The organism is Antarcticimicrobium sediminis, assembly GCF_004348975.1.
Classification (GTDB): Bacteria; Pseudomonadota; Alphaproteobacteria; order Rhodobacterales; family Rhodobacteraceae; genus Antarcticimicrobium; species Antarcticimicrobium sediminis.
Genome location: NZ_SMFP01000016.1, coordinates 18894 through 35929 on the forward strand (window position 1 = coordinate 18894; position 17036 = coordinate 35929).

The 17036-nt window shown below is 60.0% G+C and carries 17 protein-coding genes and 4 pseudogenes; 15 read left to right on the top strand and 6 right to left on the bottom strand.

Annotated elements, in window-relative coordinates; all coding sequences use genetic code 11:
* Window positions 1-9: 9 nt before the first annotated feature.
* Window positions 10-114: pseudogene (locus E1B25_RS18430) on the bottom strand (IS6 family transposase); the annotation flags it as partial.
* Window positions 115-241: 127 nt separating this feature from the next.
* Between E1B25_RS18430 and E1B25_RS18435 the strand changes: the two are divergent.
* The 5 genes and pseudogenes from E1B25_RS18435 to E1B25_RS22380 all read left to right on the top strand — a co-directional run.
* Window positions 242-550, top strand: coding sequence for a type II toxin-antitoxin system TacA family antitoxin (locus E1B25_RS18435; RefSeq protein ID WP_132831065.1), 309 nt, complete (start codon window positions 242-244; stop codon window positions 548-550).
* The gene (locus tag E1B25_RS18440; RefSeq protein ID WP_132831066.1) at window positions 550-1122 is read left to right on the top strand and encodes a GNAT family N-acetyltransferase; all 573 of its coding nucleotides are present in this window, start codon (window positions 550-552) and stop codon (window positions 1120-1122) included. The genes E1B25_RS18435 and E1B25_RS18440 overlap by 1 nt, the downstream gene beginning before the upstream one ends.
* A 230-nt stretch (window positions 1123-1352) precedes the next feature.
* Window positions 1353-1616, top strand: a pseudogene (locus E1B25_RS18445) (transposase domain-containing protein); the annotation flags it as partial.
* Window positions 1616-1912: a hypothetical protein gene (locus E1B25_RS18450; protein ID WP_132831067.1), complete on the top strand. Its 297-nt coding sequence runs from the start codon at window positions 1616-1618 to the stop codon at window positions 1910-1912. The pseudogene E1B25_RS18445 and the gene E1B25_RS18450, both read left to right, overlap by 1 nt.
* A gap of 15 nt (window positions 1913-1927) precedes the next feature.
* Window positions 1928-2026: pseudogene (locus E1B25_RS22380) on the top strand (IS5/IS1182 family transposase); the annotation flags it as partial.
* A gap of 242 nt (window positions 2027-2268) precedes the next feature.
* Here E1B25_RS22380 and E1B25_RS18460 read toward each other — a convergent pair.
* Window positions 2269-4620 carry a molybdopterin guanine dinucleotide-containing S/N-oxide reductase gene (locus tag E1B25_RS18460; protein ID WP_132831068.1) on the bottom strand — a complete coding sequence of 784 codons (2352 nt, stop codon included), beginning with the start codon at window positions 4618-4620 and terminating at the stop codon, window positions 2269-2271.
* Window positions 4617-5507 (bottom strand): TetR family transcriptional regulator, encoded by an 891-nt coding sequence (locus E1B25_RS18465; RefSeq protein ID WP_245510771.1) that lies wholly within the window; start codon window positions 5505-5507, stop codon window positions 4617-4619. Before E1B25_RS18465 ends, E1B25_RS18460 begins: the two co-directional genes overlap by 4 nt.
* On the opposite strand from E1B25_RS18465, the gene E1B25_RS18470 reads away from it, so the two are divergent.
* The 9 genes from E1B25_RS18470 to E1B25_RS18510 all read left to right on the top strand — a co-directional run bounded on the left by E1B25_RS18470 (window position 5506) and on the right by E1B25_RS18510 (window position 13494).
* Window positions 5506-6279 carry an SDR family NAD(P)-dependent oxidoreductase gene (locus tag E1B25_RS18470; protein WP_132831069.1) on the top strand — a complete coding sequence of 258 codons (774 nt, stop codon included), beginning with the start codon at window positions 5506-5508 and terminating at the stop codon, window positions 6277-6279. The genes E1B25_RS18465 and E1B25_RS18470 overlap by 2 nt on opposite strands.
* Window positions 6280-6296: 17 nt before the next feature.
* Window positions 6297-7505: an acyl-CoA dehydrogenase family protein gene (locus tag E1B25_RS18475; protein WP_132831070.1), complete on the top strand. Its 1209-nt coding sequence runs from the start codon at window positions 6297-6299 to the stop codon at window positions 7503-7505.
* A 24-nt stretch (window positions 7506-7529) separates the two neighbouring features.
* On the top strand, window positions 7530-7769 hold the full coding sequence (locus E1B25_RS18480; RefSeq protein WP_132831071.1) for a hypothetical protein: 240 nt from the start codon (window positions 7530-7532) through the stop codon (window positions 7767-7769).
* Window positions 7766-8797 (top strand): phosphotransferase family protein, encoded by a 1032-nt coding sequence (locus E1B25_RS18485; protein WP_132831072.1) that lies wholly within the window; start codon window positions 7766-7768, stop codon window positions 8795-8797. The genes E1B25_RS18480 and E1B25_RS18485 overlap by 4 nt, the downstream gene beginning before the upstream one ends.
* On the top strand, window positions 8794-9312 hold the full coding sequence (locus E1B25_RS18490; RefSeq protein WP_245510768.1) for a TRAP transporter small permease subunit: 519 nt from the start codon (window positions 8794-8796) through the stop codon (window positions 9310-9312). Before E1B25_RS18485 ends, E1B25_RS18490 begins: the two co-directional genes overlap by 4 nt.
* Entirely contained in the window at window positions 9309-10613 is a 1305-nt protein-coding gene (locus tag E1B25_RS18495) for a TRAP transporter large permease (RefSeq protein WP_132831073.1), read from the top strand. The genes E1B25_RS18490 and E1B25_RS18495 overlap by 4 nt, the downstream gene beginning before the upstream one ends.
* A 34-nt stretch (window positions 10614-10647) precedes the next feature.
* Window positions 10648-11697 (top strand): TRAP transporter substrate-binding protein, encoded by a 1050-nt coding sequence (locus E1B25_RS18500; protein WP_132831074.1) that lies wholly within the window; start codon window positions 10648-10650, stop codon window positions 11695-11697.
* Between the two features lie 84 nt (window positions 11698-11781).
* On the top strand, window positions 11782-12771 hold the full coding sequence (locus E1B25_RS18505) for an NAD(P)H-quinone oxidoreductase (RefSeq protein ID WP_245510769.1): 990 nt from the start codon (window positions 11782-11784) through the stop codon (window positions 12769-12771).
* A gap of 516 nt (window positions 12772-13287) precedes the next feature.
* Window positions 13288-13494, top strand: coding sequence for a hypothetical protein (locus tag E1B25_RS18510; RefSeq protein WP_132831075.1), 207 nt, complete (start codon window positions 13288-13290; stop codon window positions 13492-13494).
* Between the two features lie 100 nt (window positions 13495-13594).
* Here the strand turns inward: E1B25_RS18510 and E1B25_RS18515 are convergent, their stop codons facing one another.
* From E1B25_RS18515 to E1B25_RS18525, 3 genes and pseudogenes are all read right to left on the bottom strand, one after another.
* A complete protein-coding gene (locus tag E1B25_RS18515) occupies window positions 13595-14326 on the bottom strand; it encodes a site-specific integrase (RefSeq protein WP_132831076.1) in 732 nt (243 codons plus the stop codon).
* Between the two features lie 934 nt (window positions 14327-15260).
* On the bottom strand, window positions 15261-15755 hold the full coding sequence (locus E1B25_RS18520) for a hypothetical protein (protein WP_132831077.1): 495 nt from the start codon (window positions 15753-15755) through the stop codon (window positions 15261-15263).
* Window positions 15756-15877: 122 nt separating this feature from the next.
* Window positions 15878-16568: pseudogene (locus E1B25_RS18525) on the bottom strand (IS6 family transposase).
* Window positions 16569-16627: 59 nt separating this feature from the next.
* Between E1B25_RS18525 and E1B25_RS22225 the strand changes: the two are divergent.
* Window positions 16628-16834 (top strand): hypothetical protein, encoded by a 207-nt coding sequence (locus E1B25_RS22225; protein ID WP_165937675.1) that lies wholly within the window; start codon window positions 16628-16630, stop codon window positions 16832-16834.
* Window positions 16835-17036 lie beyond the last annotated feature (202 nt).

Sequence of the window (17036 nt, forward strand, 5' to 3'; positions counted from 1 at the left end):
GGTCCCCCCTTCAACCATCCGCAGGCTCTGGGGAAACCGGAAATACAGCCCGACGACATGGGCCATCACGCCGGGCGGGAAACGGTGGCGGTTATAGAGGCGAGCGTCGGTCATACCACCATGCCGTACTTTTTCGGTCGGCCGCGTTAACTTTACGGTGTCTGGCAATCCCTTCCAAATCGAGAGATTGAAATGTACGTCAATATGGCGTACGTGATGGGCAGCGAAACAGGAGGCGACCATGCTTGGTTTCCATGACACCACGCGCGCAATCGATGAGCGCAACGAGGCCCGGATGAACTTCCGGACCAAACCGCGCATCAAGAGCGCGATCCAGCAGGCAGCGGCGCTGTCCGGCGTGGACGACTCCGTCTTCACGATGAACGCGGCTTACCAGGCCGCTCTCGCGACGATCTCGGCGCATGAGCGCACGGTATTGCAGCCGGTCGATCATGACGCGTTTTTCACCGCCCTGGATGCACCTGCCGCACCCACTGATGCATTGCGCACGGCTTTTCGCCGGCACAGCGAAACCGTCACTTCGAAATAGTGGCGGCATCAGAGCCTGCGGGCATCGTCACCGAGCTGTTCGATCCTTCCCGGCATGATCGAGCGGCTTTTTCTTGCGGCGTCGAACAGGTCGACAACTATTTCCAGAAGACGGCGAACAAGCTCGCCAAGGCGGACAACGTCCGCCTCTATGTCATGGTTACCGCCGATGGTGCTCTGATCGGTTTTTATGCCCTCAACGCCCATGCCGTCGACTATGGGGATCTGCCCACGAAATACGCCCGCACCCGACCGGCGCATGGAAATATTCCCGCAGCCTACATCTCGATGATCGGGCGTGACCAGAAATTCCGCGGGGGCGGTTATGGCGGTGATCTTCTGGTAGACGCCTTGCGCCGGATTGCCGCAGCTGCGGACGCAATCGGTGTCGCGGTAGTCATGCTGGACGTTCTCGACTGTGGTGATCCTGACCGGGTTGCGCGCCGCAAAGCGCTCTACGAAAGCTACGGGTTCCAGTCGTTGCCGACGATGCCGCTGCGGATGTTCATGTCTGTAAGCGTCGTGCGGCGACTTATCGCGGAAGCTGACGGCGTCACGTCCGACCAGACCTGATCTCCCGAGAGATGGCTCTGGAAATCTGAACTGGTAGGTTCGGTGGATTTTCCGCTCCCGGTCCGGCAGCCATGCCGTGACGAAGGAGCGAAAGATGGCAAAATGTCTGAGGAGAAACCACAGCGCCGCGTTCAAGGCGAAGGTCGCATTGGCGGCGCTGAAGGGCTCAAATCCGAAGTCAGCTTCGCTGCTTTGTGCGGTGTCAGTCCAGTTCCAGCATCATCAGGGACATCGATAACAACGCGGCGGAACGCGGCATGCGTCCGATCGGCGTCGGCCGCCGCAACTGGTTATTTGCCGGCTCCGACGCTGGCGGAGAAACCCTCGCCCGCGCCATGACCCTGATCGAAACCGCAAAGATGAAGGGGCTCGATCCGCAGGCCTACCTGGCCGATGTCCTCGACCGCATCCACGATCACAAGATCAACAGACTCGCCGAATTGCTTCCTTGGAACTGGGAGCCAGCAGGCCAGCCACACAGCGAGGCTGCGTGATGGCGGCAGCGACCTACGTCTGCTCCATCGTTCACGTCGCCAGCCGGCTGGGCGAGGATCCCGGACTTCTCGAGGCAATCGTCAGCAACGACGACAATCTCTCCTATGGCAACATCGTAAGCGTTCGCATCGGACCGGACGAGTACATCACGGCGCTCACCGACGACGGCATTGACGAATTGCGCGACATACTCGAACCCGCACGCGTGTCCGACGAGACATGGCATAACTTCCTCCATGACTTCGTCGACGAGCCCGAAATCATCACCCGCGTCAAGGACCAGCCACTGCGGTAGAAACCGGGCACTTACCGAGACCCTGACTGCCAGACCGCCGAAATCCAGATCCGCATCGCCATCATGAATCACTTCTCCGCCCTCGGCAGGGCGGAGATCGAGGCCATCGCCTGAACGACCTTGGGAAAGGGCCTGTTCAGGTCAGAGGCTGAATTGCGCAACATCGCCCGTCGCAACGACCCTTGTGCCATCTGCCAGAGCAGTCACAACGGACTGATATAATACAACCAGACGGCATGGGCAATCACATCGGGCGGGAAACGGTGGTGGCGATAGAGGCGAGCGTCGGTCATGCCGCCAGGTCGCATTTACGCGGGCGGCCGCATTGAGTTTACGGTGTCTCTTATCCTTCTCAATCAACCGCAAGCTAGTTTGGCACTCCTCAACTTCGACCTGATGGGAGGATTGTCAATCTTGGGCTTCGTCTCACATTTTGCGGCCTCGATCTGAACCAGGCAGCTATGCGCGATCGGCCCCTGCGCTAGCTGTGACGTACCCCTGTCCTGCGTCAACGTATTGGGATTGCCATGCAAGCAGGTCGGGCCATCGGGATCGTACCACGCGCCAGTGGCGATCTGCACGACACCAGGGCGGATCGATTCGTCGATTTTCAATCCGGCCATACAAGCGCCGCGCTGGTTGAAGATCCGTACTGTCTGACCTTCGGCCAATCCCCGCTCCGCTGCATCTTTTGGGTGCATCAGGACCGGTGCCCGCCCGTTTATGCGGTCGCTCCGGCTGACGATACCATGATCCAGCTGCGAATGCAGCTTCGTCTTGGGCTGAGGCGAGATCATGTGCAAGGGCGCCTCCAGTGTGGCGCGTCCAAGCCACTCAAGCGGTTCGAGCCACGCCGGATGGCCTGGGCAATCCTCGTAATCGAAACCTGCGACGGTTTCCGAGAAAATCTCGATCTTTCCGCTCGGTGTCTTGAGCGGATAGGTTTCCGGGTCGGTGCGGAATTGCTCCATCAGGATGACGCGCTTTTCTGGCAGCGGTACGCGAACCCAGCCCTGTTGCTGAAACGTGTCGAAATCGGGCAACGTGATGCCACCGCGCGCCGCCGATTCGCGCGAGGTTTCGTAAATCCAGTGGAGCCAGTCATCGGGGCTGCGGCCTTCGGTGAAGGCATCCTCCACCCCCATGCGGGCCGCGATACCGCGCAGGATCACATGATCGTCCCGGGCCTCGCCTACGGGTGGAACGGCGGGGTCCATCGCGGTGATGAACGGGTCTTTCGACGTCATGGCGATGTCGCGACGTTCCAGCGGTGTCGTGCAGGGCAAAACGATATCGGCATGGCGTGCTAGGCTGTTCCAGCACCATTCGTTTGCAATCACGGTATCCGGCCTGGCCCAAGCCGCGCGCAGTCGATTTAGATCCTGATGGTGGTGAAACGGATTGCCCCCGGCCCACCAGACAAGCCTAATATTGGGAAAGGTCAGAGTTCTTCCGTTGTAGTTGACCGTCCCGCCCGGATTGGACAGCATGTCGGAAACCCGGGCCACCGGGATATAGCTTTTGACCGGGTTCTTGCCTTGCGGCAGGGCGGCATAGGGAACGTAGCGTCGGTTCAGGCCGTTATTGTTCATTGCCGAATAGCCAAATCCGAAACCGCCGCCGGGCAGGCCGATCTGTCCCAGCATTGCGGCAAGCGCAATCGCTGCCCAGATCGGCTGTTCGCCGTGCTCCTGCCGGGTGAGCGAGTAGGAGGTTGAAATCATGGTCCGATGTGCGGCCATATCGTGTGCCAGGGTGCGCAGGCGCGCGGCTGGAATGTCGCAGAGCGCGGCCGCCCATTCAGCGTTCTTAGCGATGCCATCAGTGTCCCCCCGCAGGTAGGCGGCAAAGCGCTCGAACCCCACGGTGTAGCGGTCGAGAAAGGTGCTATCGTGCAGGTCGTCCTCGATCAGCGTCTGCGCCAGTCCCAGCATCATCGCGGTATCGCTGGAGGGGCGCAGCGGCAGCCAGTCGGCGCCAAGTTGGTCCAGCGCATCCGATCGCATAGGTGAGACGTTGACGAACCTTGTCCCGTTGGCGTGGGCGGAAAGCATCCCGGCGCGCTGTACATGCGCGCCGACGCCACCTTGTCCGATCTGCCCGTTCGACACTGGAAGGCCGCCGAATGCAACGAACAGCTCGCAGCTTTCGGTCAGAACCTCCCAACATGTGAGGCGTTCGAGGTGGCTGGAAAAGTCGCCCAGAACATGCGGCATGATTACTTCGGCGGCGGCGTAGCTGTAGGTGTTGACCGAAGACGTGAAGCCCCCGATGCAATTGAGAAACCGCTTGAGCTGGCTTTGAGCGTGGTGGAAGCGCCCTGCACTGGCCCAGCCATAGGAGCCGGCATAGATCGCGTCGTTGCCATGCTGTGTCCGTACCCGGTCCAACTCGGTTGCGACAAGGCGCTCTGCCTCGTCCCAACTGACACTGACGAAATCTTCCTGACCGCGCAGGTCGCCACGGGTGCCGGGGCCGTGCTCGAGCCAGCTTTTTCGGACTGCGGGGCTGGTGATCCGCAGCGGGCCGTCCATCACATTGACGATCCCGTGGCCGATGGGCGAGGGGTCCGGGTCGTGTTCGAAAGTGCGGAGGTTGGTGACGCGTCCGTCGCTGACATCGACCCAGTAGGTGCCCCAGTGGGCACTGGTCAGTAGATCGCGGTTGGTAGATGCTATCGTGGCCTCTTTGAAACTGTTTTGGGTCATGCGGAGGTGTCCTGAGACCGGCTCACTGCACCGACACCAGTATCGGGTTTTTCCAGGCAGGCGGACAGGACCAGAGTCTGTACAGTGGATATATAGGTGTCGATGGGCACCGCGCGGCGTTGATACTTGGCGCGCTTGACATACCAGTCCTGCAGTAGCGGCTTGATCAGTGCGGCCAGCAGAGGCGAGGTGTCGCGGCGAAAGACATGTGATGCGATCCCGGTGTTTAAGACATCGGCGATATAGCGTTCCGTCAGCTCTTCGCTGTCGATTGCTTTTTGGCGCGCGGCGCGGGGAAAGTTCTTGGCTTCCATGAAGGAAAAGGTGAACCAGGGCAGCATTTCCTCTGTCATGCGCACATGCGCGTCGATAAGCCAGTTCAGATGTGCCTCCGGATCGCCGCAAACCTCGGGCGGTGGGGTCGAAAGGGTGCGCTGCACAGCATCTGTGACTTCGGACAAAATCATCTTCAGAAGCGTGTCCTTGGTGTCGAAATAGGCATACAGTCCCCCCATCGAAACGCCCGAAGCGCTGGACAGATCGCGTAGCGACATGACCTGAAAGCCCTTGAGATTGGACAATTCAAGCGCAGCGGTGATGATGACCTTGAGCTTGCGCAGGGCGAAATCCTGCTTCTTCACAGTGATCGTATCGCGGTGCCGCTCCAGAATGTGACGGCATAATGCCTCCGTTCTCAAGTCGTCAATATCCAGCACGCGCAGTCTCCCTGTCGTCATTTTCGGTTCCAACCTACGCCTTCCGTTCAGAAACATAAACGAGGGCTTGCACGGGAACGTGGCTTGGCCTAGGTTTTTCGAGCGATCGCTCGAAAAAAAGATAGGGCAATCGATATTGCAGGATAAGGAGGGGAGGCCTTTGACGAGCATGTCCACCACGTCTTCGGATCAATCGATCTGGCCGGGGCTTGCCGGACGGACGGCGCTCGTGACGGGTGCATCTTCAGGGCTTGGCGAGCATTTTGTGCGTCTGCTGGCTGGCAAGGGCGTAATGGTCACCTTGGCCGCGCGGCGGCTGGATCGGATTTCGTCGATTTGCGAAGGGATCGTCGACGCGGGTGGCCTGGCCGAGCCCTTGCCGCTGGATGTCGCGGATCCGAGCTCCGTCGAGACGGTGTTGAGCGGGCGGGCGTTCGACATCGTCGTCAACAATGCGGGAACCACCCTGTCGGCCCCGGCGCTGGATCATGGGGCGCAGGATATCGACCGCATTCTCGATACAAACCTCAAAGGCTCATTCCATGTCGCGCGTGTCGCTGCGGAGGCAATGGTTGCCAAGGGTGGCGGTGGCACGATCGTGAACGTGGCGTCGATTCTTGGCGCGCGTGTAGCCGGAAATGTGGCGGCCTATGCGGCCTCCAAGGCCGGGCTGATCCAATTGAGCCGCGCGCTGGCGTTGGAATGGGCGCGGCACGGCATTCGGGTCAATGCGCTCTGCCCCGGCTATATCGAGACCGAGTTGAACCGCGATTTCTTTGCGTCCGAACCGGGCCAGGCGCTTATCCGCCGTGTGCCGCAACGCCGCCTTGGCCAGCCTTCGGATCTGGATGGCCCGCTTTTGCTTCTGATTTCCGATCTTGGCCGCTTCATGACCGGAACCGAAGTCGTGGCCGACGGTGGCCACCTCGTTTCATCGCTCTGACCGTTTGAGGACATTTCATGGACTTCACCATTTCCCCCCGCGTCGAAGATTTTCGCGCCCGCATTGCCCGCTTTGTCGCTGACGATATCCTTCCTGTCGAAGCCCAGCCCGAGGCCTGGGATGCGCATGGCAATATCGCCCATGACTGGATGGTGCCGCTGCGCGAAAAGGCCCGCGACGAAGGGCTTTGGTGTCTGCAGCTCAAATCCGAAACCGGCGGACAGGGACTTGGCCGGGTCGGCATGGCAGTCTGTTACGAAGAGATGAACCGGTCGATCTTTGGTCCGGTGATCTTCAATGCGGCGGCGCCGGATGACGGTAACATGATGGTGCTCGAACAGGCCGGAACGCCCGAGCAGAAAGAGCGTTGGCTTGACCCGATCGTGCGGGGCGATGCGCGCTCTTCCTTTGTTATGACCGAACCGCATCCGGGCGGCGGATCCGATCCGGGAATGATGATCACCACGGCCAAGAAAAAAGGCGACAGCTATGTTATTCGCGGGCGTAAGTGGTTCATCACCGGCGCTGCGGATGCGGATCATTTCATCCTGCTAGCGCGCACTTCGGATGATCCTCGCCGGGGTCTTACGGCGTTTCTGCATCACCGCGACGAGCCGGGTTGGCGCATCGACCGCCGCATCCCGATCATGGGCCCTGAAGAACATGGCGGTCATTGCGAATTGGTTTACGAGGATATGGAACTGCCCGCCGATCGCATCATCATGGGCGAGGGTATGGGGCTCAAAATTACCCAGATGCGCCTTGGCACAGCACGCCTGACGCATTGTATGCGCTGGCTTGGCCTTGCCAAGCGCTGCACCGAGATTGCGCAGGAATATGCCGCAAACCGGCATGGGTTCGGTGTCCGTCTGTCCGACCGGGAAAGCATCCAGATTAAGATGGGCGATCTGGCGATGGGGATCGAAATAGGTCGTCTGCTGGTGATGAAGGCAGCTTGGGCGCTGGATCAGGGCCGCTTTGCAAAAAAGGAAGTGTCGATGGCCAAGATCCATGTGGCCAACCTTTTGCACAAGGCCGCCGATGTTGCGATCCAGATCAATGGCGCGAGGGGCTATTCGCAGGACACGGTTCTGGAGTGGATCTATCGCTACGCCCGTCAGGCCCGTCTGGTCGACGGGGCTGATGAGGTGCATCAGATGGTACTGAACCGACACCTTGGCGAGGAAGGCAGGGATTTCTGGACGTGGGATGTCGAGAACATCTGAACCGTGGCTTTGGGAGGAGGCGCAATGTTCAACGATCCATATCTGGCCGCCGGCGTGGCCAACTCGACGCCGATGATGCCGCTCGATCTGTTGGCGCGCGCGCTCGGCGTTCATGAAGCGCGTCCCGCTGAGGCAGGGCGCGAACATCTGGCGGGATTCAATCGCTCGAAGCGGTTTGGGGTCGGCGCATTACCGTACACCGCCACCGGAAAGTGTCAGACGTGCGTTTTGCGGGAGCGGGTCTGTCGGGGGGGATCGGCATGAGTGATCTGAACCTTGCCTCTCTGCGCGGCTGGTTGGCGGCGCGGTGGCCGGATGACGGGGATCTGCACACGCAGCGTATCAGCGGTGGACAATCGAACCCGACATGGTTCGTGACATGGGGCGACGTCCGGTTGGTGCTGCGCTGCAAGCCCTCCGGTCCGATCCTGCGTGGCGCGCATGCGATCGACCGCGAATACCGTGTCCAGAAAGCGCTGGCAGAGACCGGTGTTCCGGTGGCAAAAATGCTTTATTTTGAAGAGGATGCTGGTATCCTCGGTACTCCGTTCTACGTCATGGAACGGCTGGACGGACGGGTTTTCGCAGATTGCACCTTGCCAAGTCTGAGCGCCGGAGAACGGCGTGAGATCTACCTTGACATGGCGCGCACGTTGGCGCGGCTGCATGCGGTCCGCCCCGATGCGGTTGGGCTCGGCGATTTCGGCAAGCCGGGCAATTACTTTGCCCGCCAGATCGCGCGCTGGAGCAGGCAATACAACGCCTCCCTCGGCCCACGTATCCCCGATCTGGATTACCTGATCGGATGGCTTCCCGCCAACATCCCGGAGGAGGACGGTGCGGTTTCGATCGCGCACGGTGATTTTCGCCTCGGCAATCTGATGATCCATCCGACCGAGCCGCGTGTCATCGCGGTGCTGGATTGGGAACTCTCCACCCTTGGCCATCCACTCGCCGATCTGGGGTATTGCGTGATGCCGTGGAATTCCTCGCCTGAGGAATATGGCGGATTGCTTGGCACCGATTGGGCCGACGGGGGGGTTCCATCGCAGAAAGATTTCGTCGCCGAATACTATGCCCATGCCGAGCCGACCGCGCCTTTGCGAGCCTTTCACATCGCCTTCGCGATGTTCCGCTTTGCCGTGATCTTCGTTGGGATCGCCGACCGCGCCCGATCCGGGAGCGCGGCCTCGTCCGAGGCTGCCAGCCTTGGCACGCTTGCGCCACGTTTCGCCGCCCGCGCCCGCGAGGTCATCGCGCGCGCTTCTTCCAGCACCGGAGTTACGTCATGATCCTTCTGAGACTGATCGATGCGATCAATATCTTCATTGGAAAGGCTGTCAGTTTCCTCATTTGGGCGGGCATTATTGTGCTCTGCTTTGAGGTGGTGGCGCGCTATGGATTCGGCCAGCCCACGCTTTGGGCGCATGGCTATACGCAGCGCATATTCGGCGCCTATTTCGTATTGGTCGGGGCGTATACGCTGATCAAGGGCGACCATGTGCGGGTGGATATTTTTCTCAACACCCGCTCGCCGCGCATCAATGCGGCGCTCGATCTTTTCAACTGTGCCTTTCTGATCCTCTGGGGTCTGGTTCTAACGCGCGAGGGCTGGCTTCTCTTCGAGGATGCGTGGTCGTTCAACGAACTTGACGACAGCGCGCTCGGCCACCCGATGTGGCCGATCAAGCTCTCACTGTTTTTAGGCGCATTGCTAATCACCGCGCAGGGGGTCGCCGAAGCAATCCGATCGATCATTCTGATCATCAATCCTTGCGCGGACGTCAAGCGGAGTGAACTGGCATGACCCCTGAACTTTTGACCATCGGCATGTTTGGCCTTTTGCTTGTCTCGATCATCGCAGGGGTGTCGTTGTCTTTCGCCATGGGCGGCACCGCGGTGGTTTTCGGTCTGCTCATGTTCGGGCAGAATGGGATGTATTCCATCGTGTCCACGATGTTTGGCAGCATGTGGTCGATCCTTCTTTCGGCGGTGCCGCTTTTCGTTTTCATTGGCGTGGCGCTGGCCAAGTCGCGCATCGCAAACGATCTATACCACGCGTTCTACCTGTGGTCGGGTCGGACGCCGGGCGGCTTGCTGCTTGGCACTTCGGGATTTGCGGCGACCCTGTCCGCTATGACCGGCAGCTGCGCCGCATCGACCGTAACGACTGGGCTGGTAGGCATCCCGGCAATGGATAAGCGCGGATATGACCGCAGCTTCGTTCTGGGCACGATCGGAGCATCGGGAACGCTGGGCATCATGATCCCGCCGTCGATCACGCTGATCCTGATTGGGATGCAAACGGGCCAATCCGTGGGGCGGCTGTTCATGGGCGGACTGGTCGCGGGCCTGCTGCTTCTGGCAGTTTTCATCATCTATGTCGGCGTTCGTGCGCGCATGTCACCTGAACTCGCACCCGGCGCAGATTTCCGCGCCCCAATGGCTGAACGGGTCGGCGCGCTGAAATCGGTAATACTTCCGCTCATTATCATTCTTTCTGTGTTGATCTCGATCTTTGCCGGGATAGCCACCCCGACCGAGGCGGCCGCCGTGGGGGCTGCGTTTGTGGTCCTGTCGGTTGCGATCCGCGGAGAGTTGAGCTTCAAGTATATCTGCGAGGTCAGTCATGCGACCGCCACCATGACCGGCATGGTGATCTGGATTGTGTTCGGGGCTTCGGCGTTTATCGCCATCTATGGCGGCGGCGGCGGCACGGCCTTCATGACCGGCGCTCTGGCGGGAATGGACGTGCATCCTCTGGTGATGATCCTGATCATGCAGGTGGTCACCCTGGTGCTGGGAATGTTCCTCGATCCGATCGGGATCATTCTGCTGGTGTTGCCGATCTTCTTTCCCATCGTCATCCAGTTGGGCTTTGATCCGATCTGGTTCTGCATTCTGTTCCAGTTGAACCTTTGCATCGGGTACATCTCGCCACCCTTCGGTTACAACTTGTTCTATCTAAAAAGCCTGAGCCCTTCGACGCCGATCACCGGGATCTACCGTGCCGTGACGCCGTTTCTGATCCTGATGCTGATCACTGGGGCTCTGATCTTTTTGGTCCCTGAGACCATCACCACATTCACTGACATTCCGTCGCAGTGACGCATCAAGACCCAACCCAGAGGAGGAGACGACCATGACTATCAAAACGAAACCAATGTCCCGCCGTGGCTTCTTTGCTGCCAGCGCCGGTGCCGCCGCCGCGACAACACTTGCTGCGCCGCCCGCGATTGCGCAAGGTGGCATTACTTGGCGGATGCAAACCCATTGGCCGACCGGCAACTGGTATTACGAAGATGTATTCGTGAAGTTCTGCAACCGCGTCACCGAAGCCACCGGTGGTGAGCTAACGATCACGCCGGTGCAGAACAACGGTATCGTGCCGACCGGGGAAGTCCTGAACGCCGTGCGTCGCGGACTGCTGGAAAGCGCTTTCATCTATCCCGCTTACTGGATCGGCCGGATGCCGGTTGCAGGACATCTGAACGGCTATATCGGAGCTTGGGACCGCCACGAGGAAATGCACGCCTTCTTCTATGAGATGGGTGCGCTCGACGTTATCCGCGAAGCCTATGCGGAGCAGGGTGTCTACCAGGCCGGCCCGGTGTCCTATGCGGGTCTTACGCTGTATTCCAACAAGCCGCTGATCACGACCGAGGACTTTTCGGGCTGGCGGGTGCGCTCGACCGGGGCTGCGGCACTGGTCTTTGCCAAGATGGGAGCGGCGCCAGTGTCGATCCCGGGCGGCGAACTCTATCAGGCTCTGCAAACCGGCGTTGTTGAAGGCGCGCATTGGGGATCCACCTCGACCGGCTGGGGCATGAACTTCCAGGAAGTGAACAAGTACATCATCGAACCGGACCTGTTGGGCCACCTCAACGGTGAAGTTATGGTGGGTCTCAAACAGTGGAACCAGCTTGGCGATGACTTGAAGGCCACGTTCAACGAGATTGTACGCGCCACTTCGGCAGATGCCTCGGCGCATTTCTTGTATCAGGATTTGCTGCGCAAACAGGATTTTACCGACATGGGAGGTGAACTTGTCCAACTTGACCAGCAGGCACAGGACAATTTGCGTCGCTATTCATTGGAAGTGGTCGACGATTTCTCGGCGCAGGACCCCAAGTATTGCGGTCGCGTTGGGGCGATGCTGCATGAGTTCCTCAAGGTGACCGGGCGCGCCTGATTGGCGAGTTGCTTACCCCCGGCAGCGCCACATGGACTGTGGCGCTGCCATTTTACTTGAAATAGACCTCCAAAGGCGAGCCAGATGCAGAGACCCACCCAGATGACCGTTGTTGAAATCTCGCAATATGGCGGGCCGGAGGTGCTTAAACCTGCAACCGCACCGGTTCCCGAGCCCGGCCCGGGGCAGATCTTGATCCGCGTCGCCTATGCTGGTGTGAACCGCCCTGATGCGCTGCAACGCGCTGGGAATTACGCACCGCCTGCCGATGCCTCACCGCTGCCAGGGCTGGAGGCGTCTGGACACGTCGCGGCGATCGGCGAAGGTGTGACCCGCTGGGCGGTGGGCGATGCTGTAACCGCGCTATTGCCCGGTGGCGGCTATGCCGAATATGCGGTGACTGACGCGGCTCATGCGTTGCCGGTACCAGAGGGCATGTCGATGGACCGTGCAGCTGCGCTCTGCGAGACAGCTTTCACTGTCTGGACGAACGTGTTCATGCGGGGCGGTCTGCAGGCCGGAGAGCGTTTTCTCGTGCATGGAGGATCGTCCGGCATCGGCACCATGGCCATCCAACTGGCCACGCTGCATGGCGCGCGTGTGTTCGCGACCGCAGGGTCGGCCGAAAAATGCGAAGCCTGTCTTGGTCTGGGAGCCGAGAGAGCTTTGAACTACCGCGACGTCGATTTCGTCGAAGCTATGAAGGCTGAGGGCGGCGCGGATCTTATCCTCGATATGGTTGGGGGATCATATATCCCGCGCAATCTCGATGCGCTGGCAAATGACGGCCGCCTTGTGCAGATCGCGTTCCTGCAAGGTTCAACGGTCGAGTTGAACATGACGCAGGTAATGACCCGTCGCCTGACGATCACGGGATCGACCCTGCGCCCGCAATCGTCGGTCGCCAAGGCCGCAATCGCACGCGCCTTGGAGGACAAGGTCTGGCCGCATCTTGTCTCGGGCCGCATTGGTCCGGTGATGGACAGTGAATTCGCGCTCACCGACGCGTCCAAAGCCCATGCGCGAATGGAAGGTTCTCTCCATATTGGAAAAGTGGTTCTGAAAGTCTCCTGACGCTACAAAGATAGCCCTTTGCGGCACTACCAATTGTGCAAGAGGTTTCTGGGTTCCTGAGATGCAAGGCTTTTGCCCGAAGGCTACCCGCGAAATGAACGGGTTGTTCCGGCGCGCGCAGCCCTCCGAACACGTCATGATCCAGCGGGCTGGACACGCCCCTCTCGGCGGAATGCGCGCTCTCGGCCGCCTAGCTCAGGTCCCAGATGGGAGAACTCGGCACCTTCACGGTCAGCAGCACCTCCACCAACTCCGCGCCCGAAAAGTCGAAGCTTCAACCTGATTATCCGTCACAGGATTGACCCTGTGGGCCAATGCGCCATGGCACGCGCCAGCTAGCCGTCCTTCGGGTGTGCCAGATGCACCGAAAAGCCTCTTTCTGTGGACAGGGCAGTGTCCTCGAGGATACCGGATCCATCCTGTTGCAGTGGTTCTGCGGAATGGCCATGGGCAGATTCCGGTATACTTTTGTTAACCATATCTTGGGACACTCGAGCGATAGCGGTGGGGGCCGGCATGTCGATTGATGATAAGGAGCCCGTGGAGATTCACAGGATCTCTACGAAGGTACTGTTGAACGCACTGGCGGAGGCCCAGACGGCGAAAGAGGCGCATTTGCGCCGTCTCGGTATCGCCGTGCTCGGCGATTTCGATGCGGGCGGTTCGTCCCGCAGGTGTTTGAAACTTGAATCTGACCAGACCGATCAAGCGGAAACAGACTAGGGTTTTGGCTCGGTGGCCAAGTCTACCGTACTACCAAAATTTAGGGTCACTGGTTCAGCAGGCTGTCCTTTGTCGATGAGGTATTTGCTGCGGCTGTCGGTCAGTCGCGCCGAGGAGCCTCGCGTGATCGCGCTTGCTTCGGCACCGGGTTATGCTTCTGTCGCGGGACCAATGGGGCATCGATGCGAAGGATCTGTGTTGTACGGAGGCATGGTCGGGTGCGGGCCTGGTTGGCCGCACCGTATACCGATCCGGTCCGCGTACTCACATGACCGAGCAGGCGGGCAAGATCTTCCCGTGCCAGTCCCGCAGCCTTGGCGCCGGCAGCGAGGGCATGCCGGAACAGATATGGTGTGACCCGCGCCTGCAAACGTGGAAAAGCGGCCTTTCCGATCCGTGCGACGCGCTTGTCGAGACCCGCAAGCGCGGGGTGCCGCCTGCCATACAAGGGAGCATGTGCGGCGCGCGGCGTCAGCTGCCAGCGTGCTTGGGAAGAATCCCCGTTCATATCCCACTGCGGGGCGCCAACCGGTTGCAGCCCGGAGCTAAGCCGTGCGTGCAGCCAGCACGTTTCCGGCGTGCGACAGGCCAGAACAAGCTTGCGCCAGGGTTGGCCCTTGAGATGACGCTCCGGATTGAGCGGTGTGACCTGAGGGGATGTGAACAGCGCGGGCTGCTGATTGGGAAGGGAAGCGAGATCGGTGACCTTGGCGCCATTGAGCCCGATTCCTAGCAGATCCTGCCCTTCCGCCCGCGTTGCCAGGATCGTGATGCCATCGGGATGGACCAGTTCCGCGGGCCGGCAGCCGGTCATCATCAACAGCGCGATCATAATCCGCGTGCCCGTGTCAAGCCCGCTGTCATGTCTCACGGCCTGTTGCCACAACGCGCTGCGCCAGTCGAAACTAGGGTTTGTCTTTCGCCGGGTTCGTTCGAGTCTTGTGAGGGCAGCCAGCGCACTGCGTTTGGATCGGCTTCTGCGGTCTGGCTCCGCCGTTCCGGTCTTCCACCCTGCTGTGTTCTGAAGCCGTCGGCCATGGGGATCGGGGGGGGTTTCCATTAGAAAGCGTGCTGCCCTAGCAAGCTCGGCTAGAACACCGTCCGGAACCGTGTCGAGATATGTGCCCGGTAGACTGCCATCAGTCGCATGTGGCAGGAGGTGCATTCGGACGGCGCGATGCAGCAGATTCCGCTCTGTCTTGTTCGCAAGCGCCCGGTAGAGTGCTCGCAAGAACACCGACAGGTGTAGATCTACGAGATAGGCGGCGTATCGCGTGAGCGCGGATCGGGCACCTTGCCGTGTGTTCGGCGATGCCCAGTCGTCACCCCGGCACCGGCGCCGAAAAGCCTCAAAGGGATCGTGCGGCGCTGTCTTTGCGAGATGATCGACAACACGCATATACTTTGTCCAGGTTCCACTCGCGACGAGCGATGCCCGCGCCCGAACTGACTCGCATTCGCGGGCCGCGCGAAACGCGGCCAGGATCACTGGCAACGATAGACAGTTCAAATCGGGCTCAGGCAGATCGGACCTGCCGGTTTCCGACACGAGCGACACGATCCCGGCGGAATTGCGGAGTATCACGCTTCGCATCACGGCAACCTCCGGCTGCGATGTGGAAGATCCTGATCGGCAAGGGGGAAAGTTTCCCGAGTTGTTCTATGAGACGCCCTCTCACGTGCACGTTCCATTGTGCACTTCGATCTGGAAATGCTGGGTCCCAGCGTAGTGTTCACCCATCTGGCCGAGGTGAGAAAACGCCACATCATGACGATACGTTTTCCGCTTCGCCGCGCATCGTAAGGAGCCAGCCGTGTTCCGGAAGCACAGCTTCCAGCTGGAACAGGTGGAAGGAAAACCGGCCCAACAGGAAGGTTTGCTCTCCGCGCCAGTGTGGCATGTCACTGATCACATCATACACCCGATACAAGGGGACAGCATTATACACGCCGGGCAACATGAGCCCGTGGTAGTCGAGCTCGAAATGCGCAGACCTGGCGGTGTCATCGCGAGAGAAAGCTGGCGCGAGGATCTCCCGCACCCGGACCTCGAGGGCTCGCCCCGCGAGACCGAAAACGGATCGGCCCCGGAGCGATAGGCCGTCATGGGCCCTTGCTCGAGACGGTTTCATCGAAACAAACAACACAGGCTCCATTAACCCGGCCAATGCCAGGGCCTCGGCGCGTCGCCTGTATGTATCCTGTCCTAGCTTTCGCCTTGTGGGATTATTTTCTGATGTCCGTTGTGCGTGATGATCCATCTGCTTGGCTCCTGTTTGACAAGCAGATGGGCGGCGAAAATTACGCAAACGCTAAAGCAAGCCGGGTTGCGGCTTTGTTAGGTTGTTGAAGCCGAGCTAGACTATTGGGTGATCTCCGGCAATTAGGCAGCTAGCTCCGCTGCATAGCCCGTCCAAAGGGCGAAGGCATCGGTTCTCGCATGGCGATAGGATTGGGCGTTCAGGTGATGGCGTTTCGGGCGGAACACATTTGCGGTCTGGTCCTGTACGGATAGAAAGCGCTGCGCATAGCGCGGAGATTTGAACCGGCCCATGATCTTCTCGCGTTTTCGAGTGTGCCTGTGGGAGGCCTCGCTTCGGTTGTTCAGCGATTTGTGCTGGAGGTGTTTAAGCCCGGGTGCGATTTCGACCTTCGCGCACCACAGGACCACAGCTTGTCAGTCACCATGACGCGCGGACGGCCCCAGCGTTTGGGACGTTTGCGCAGAAAGCGCAGTGCGGCAGTCTTGTCGTGCCTCGACTGGACGATAATGTCGAGCACATCTCCATTCTCGTCGACCGCGCGCCATAGCCAATGCGTTCGACCCCTGATCCGGATGGCGACTTCGTCAAGATGCCATTTGTCAGCTGGCGCCGGGCGGTCCCGCCGGATTTTGGCTGAAAATTGGTGCCCGAAGCGGCCGACCCAATCACGGAACGTTTCGTAGGACACCGTGTGCCTCGTTCCGCCAAAAGGTCTTCCACGTCACGAAGGCTCAAGGTGAAGCGATGATAGGCCCAGACAGCGTAGCCGATGATGCTCCATGGAAACCGGAAGCCTCTGATCTGAGACAAATCTTCAAAGTTAAACTGACTGGAGACTGCTGGGACGGAACAGCCCCAGCAACCTGACAGTGCCGAATGCCCTGTTCGTGCGCGGCTTCAAGCATTTCCTGAAATGCCGTATCGTCGGCCTTGGGGTGCGTCCCCTTGCATTCGATGAGCACATAGAAAGAAGCAGCCTGCGCCAGCGGCAGCCAGTCGCGGTGAGCAGGCTGTATCGCTATTCCACGTTACCTCATACCGCGCGCGGCGTGCCGCCAGAGCGCGCCTGCATGTGAGCATACATAGCAGTCACCGCGTCGAGATTCGCGAAAGCGGCCAGAACCGTCTGGCGCGAAACCGGCGCAGTACGTCGCTGCGGCATTGTCATGTCAACGTAAGAGAAACAGTGTCCCGAGCGCGCTGCAGTTTCCCTCTGGCGCTTTCAACCTGCCATCGTGATCAAAGCCGGAAATGCCATCGGACGGCGGTCAGAATGTG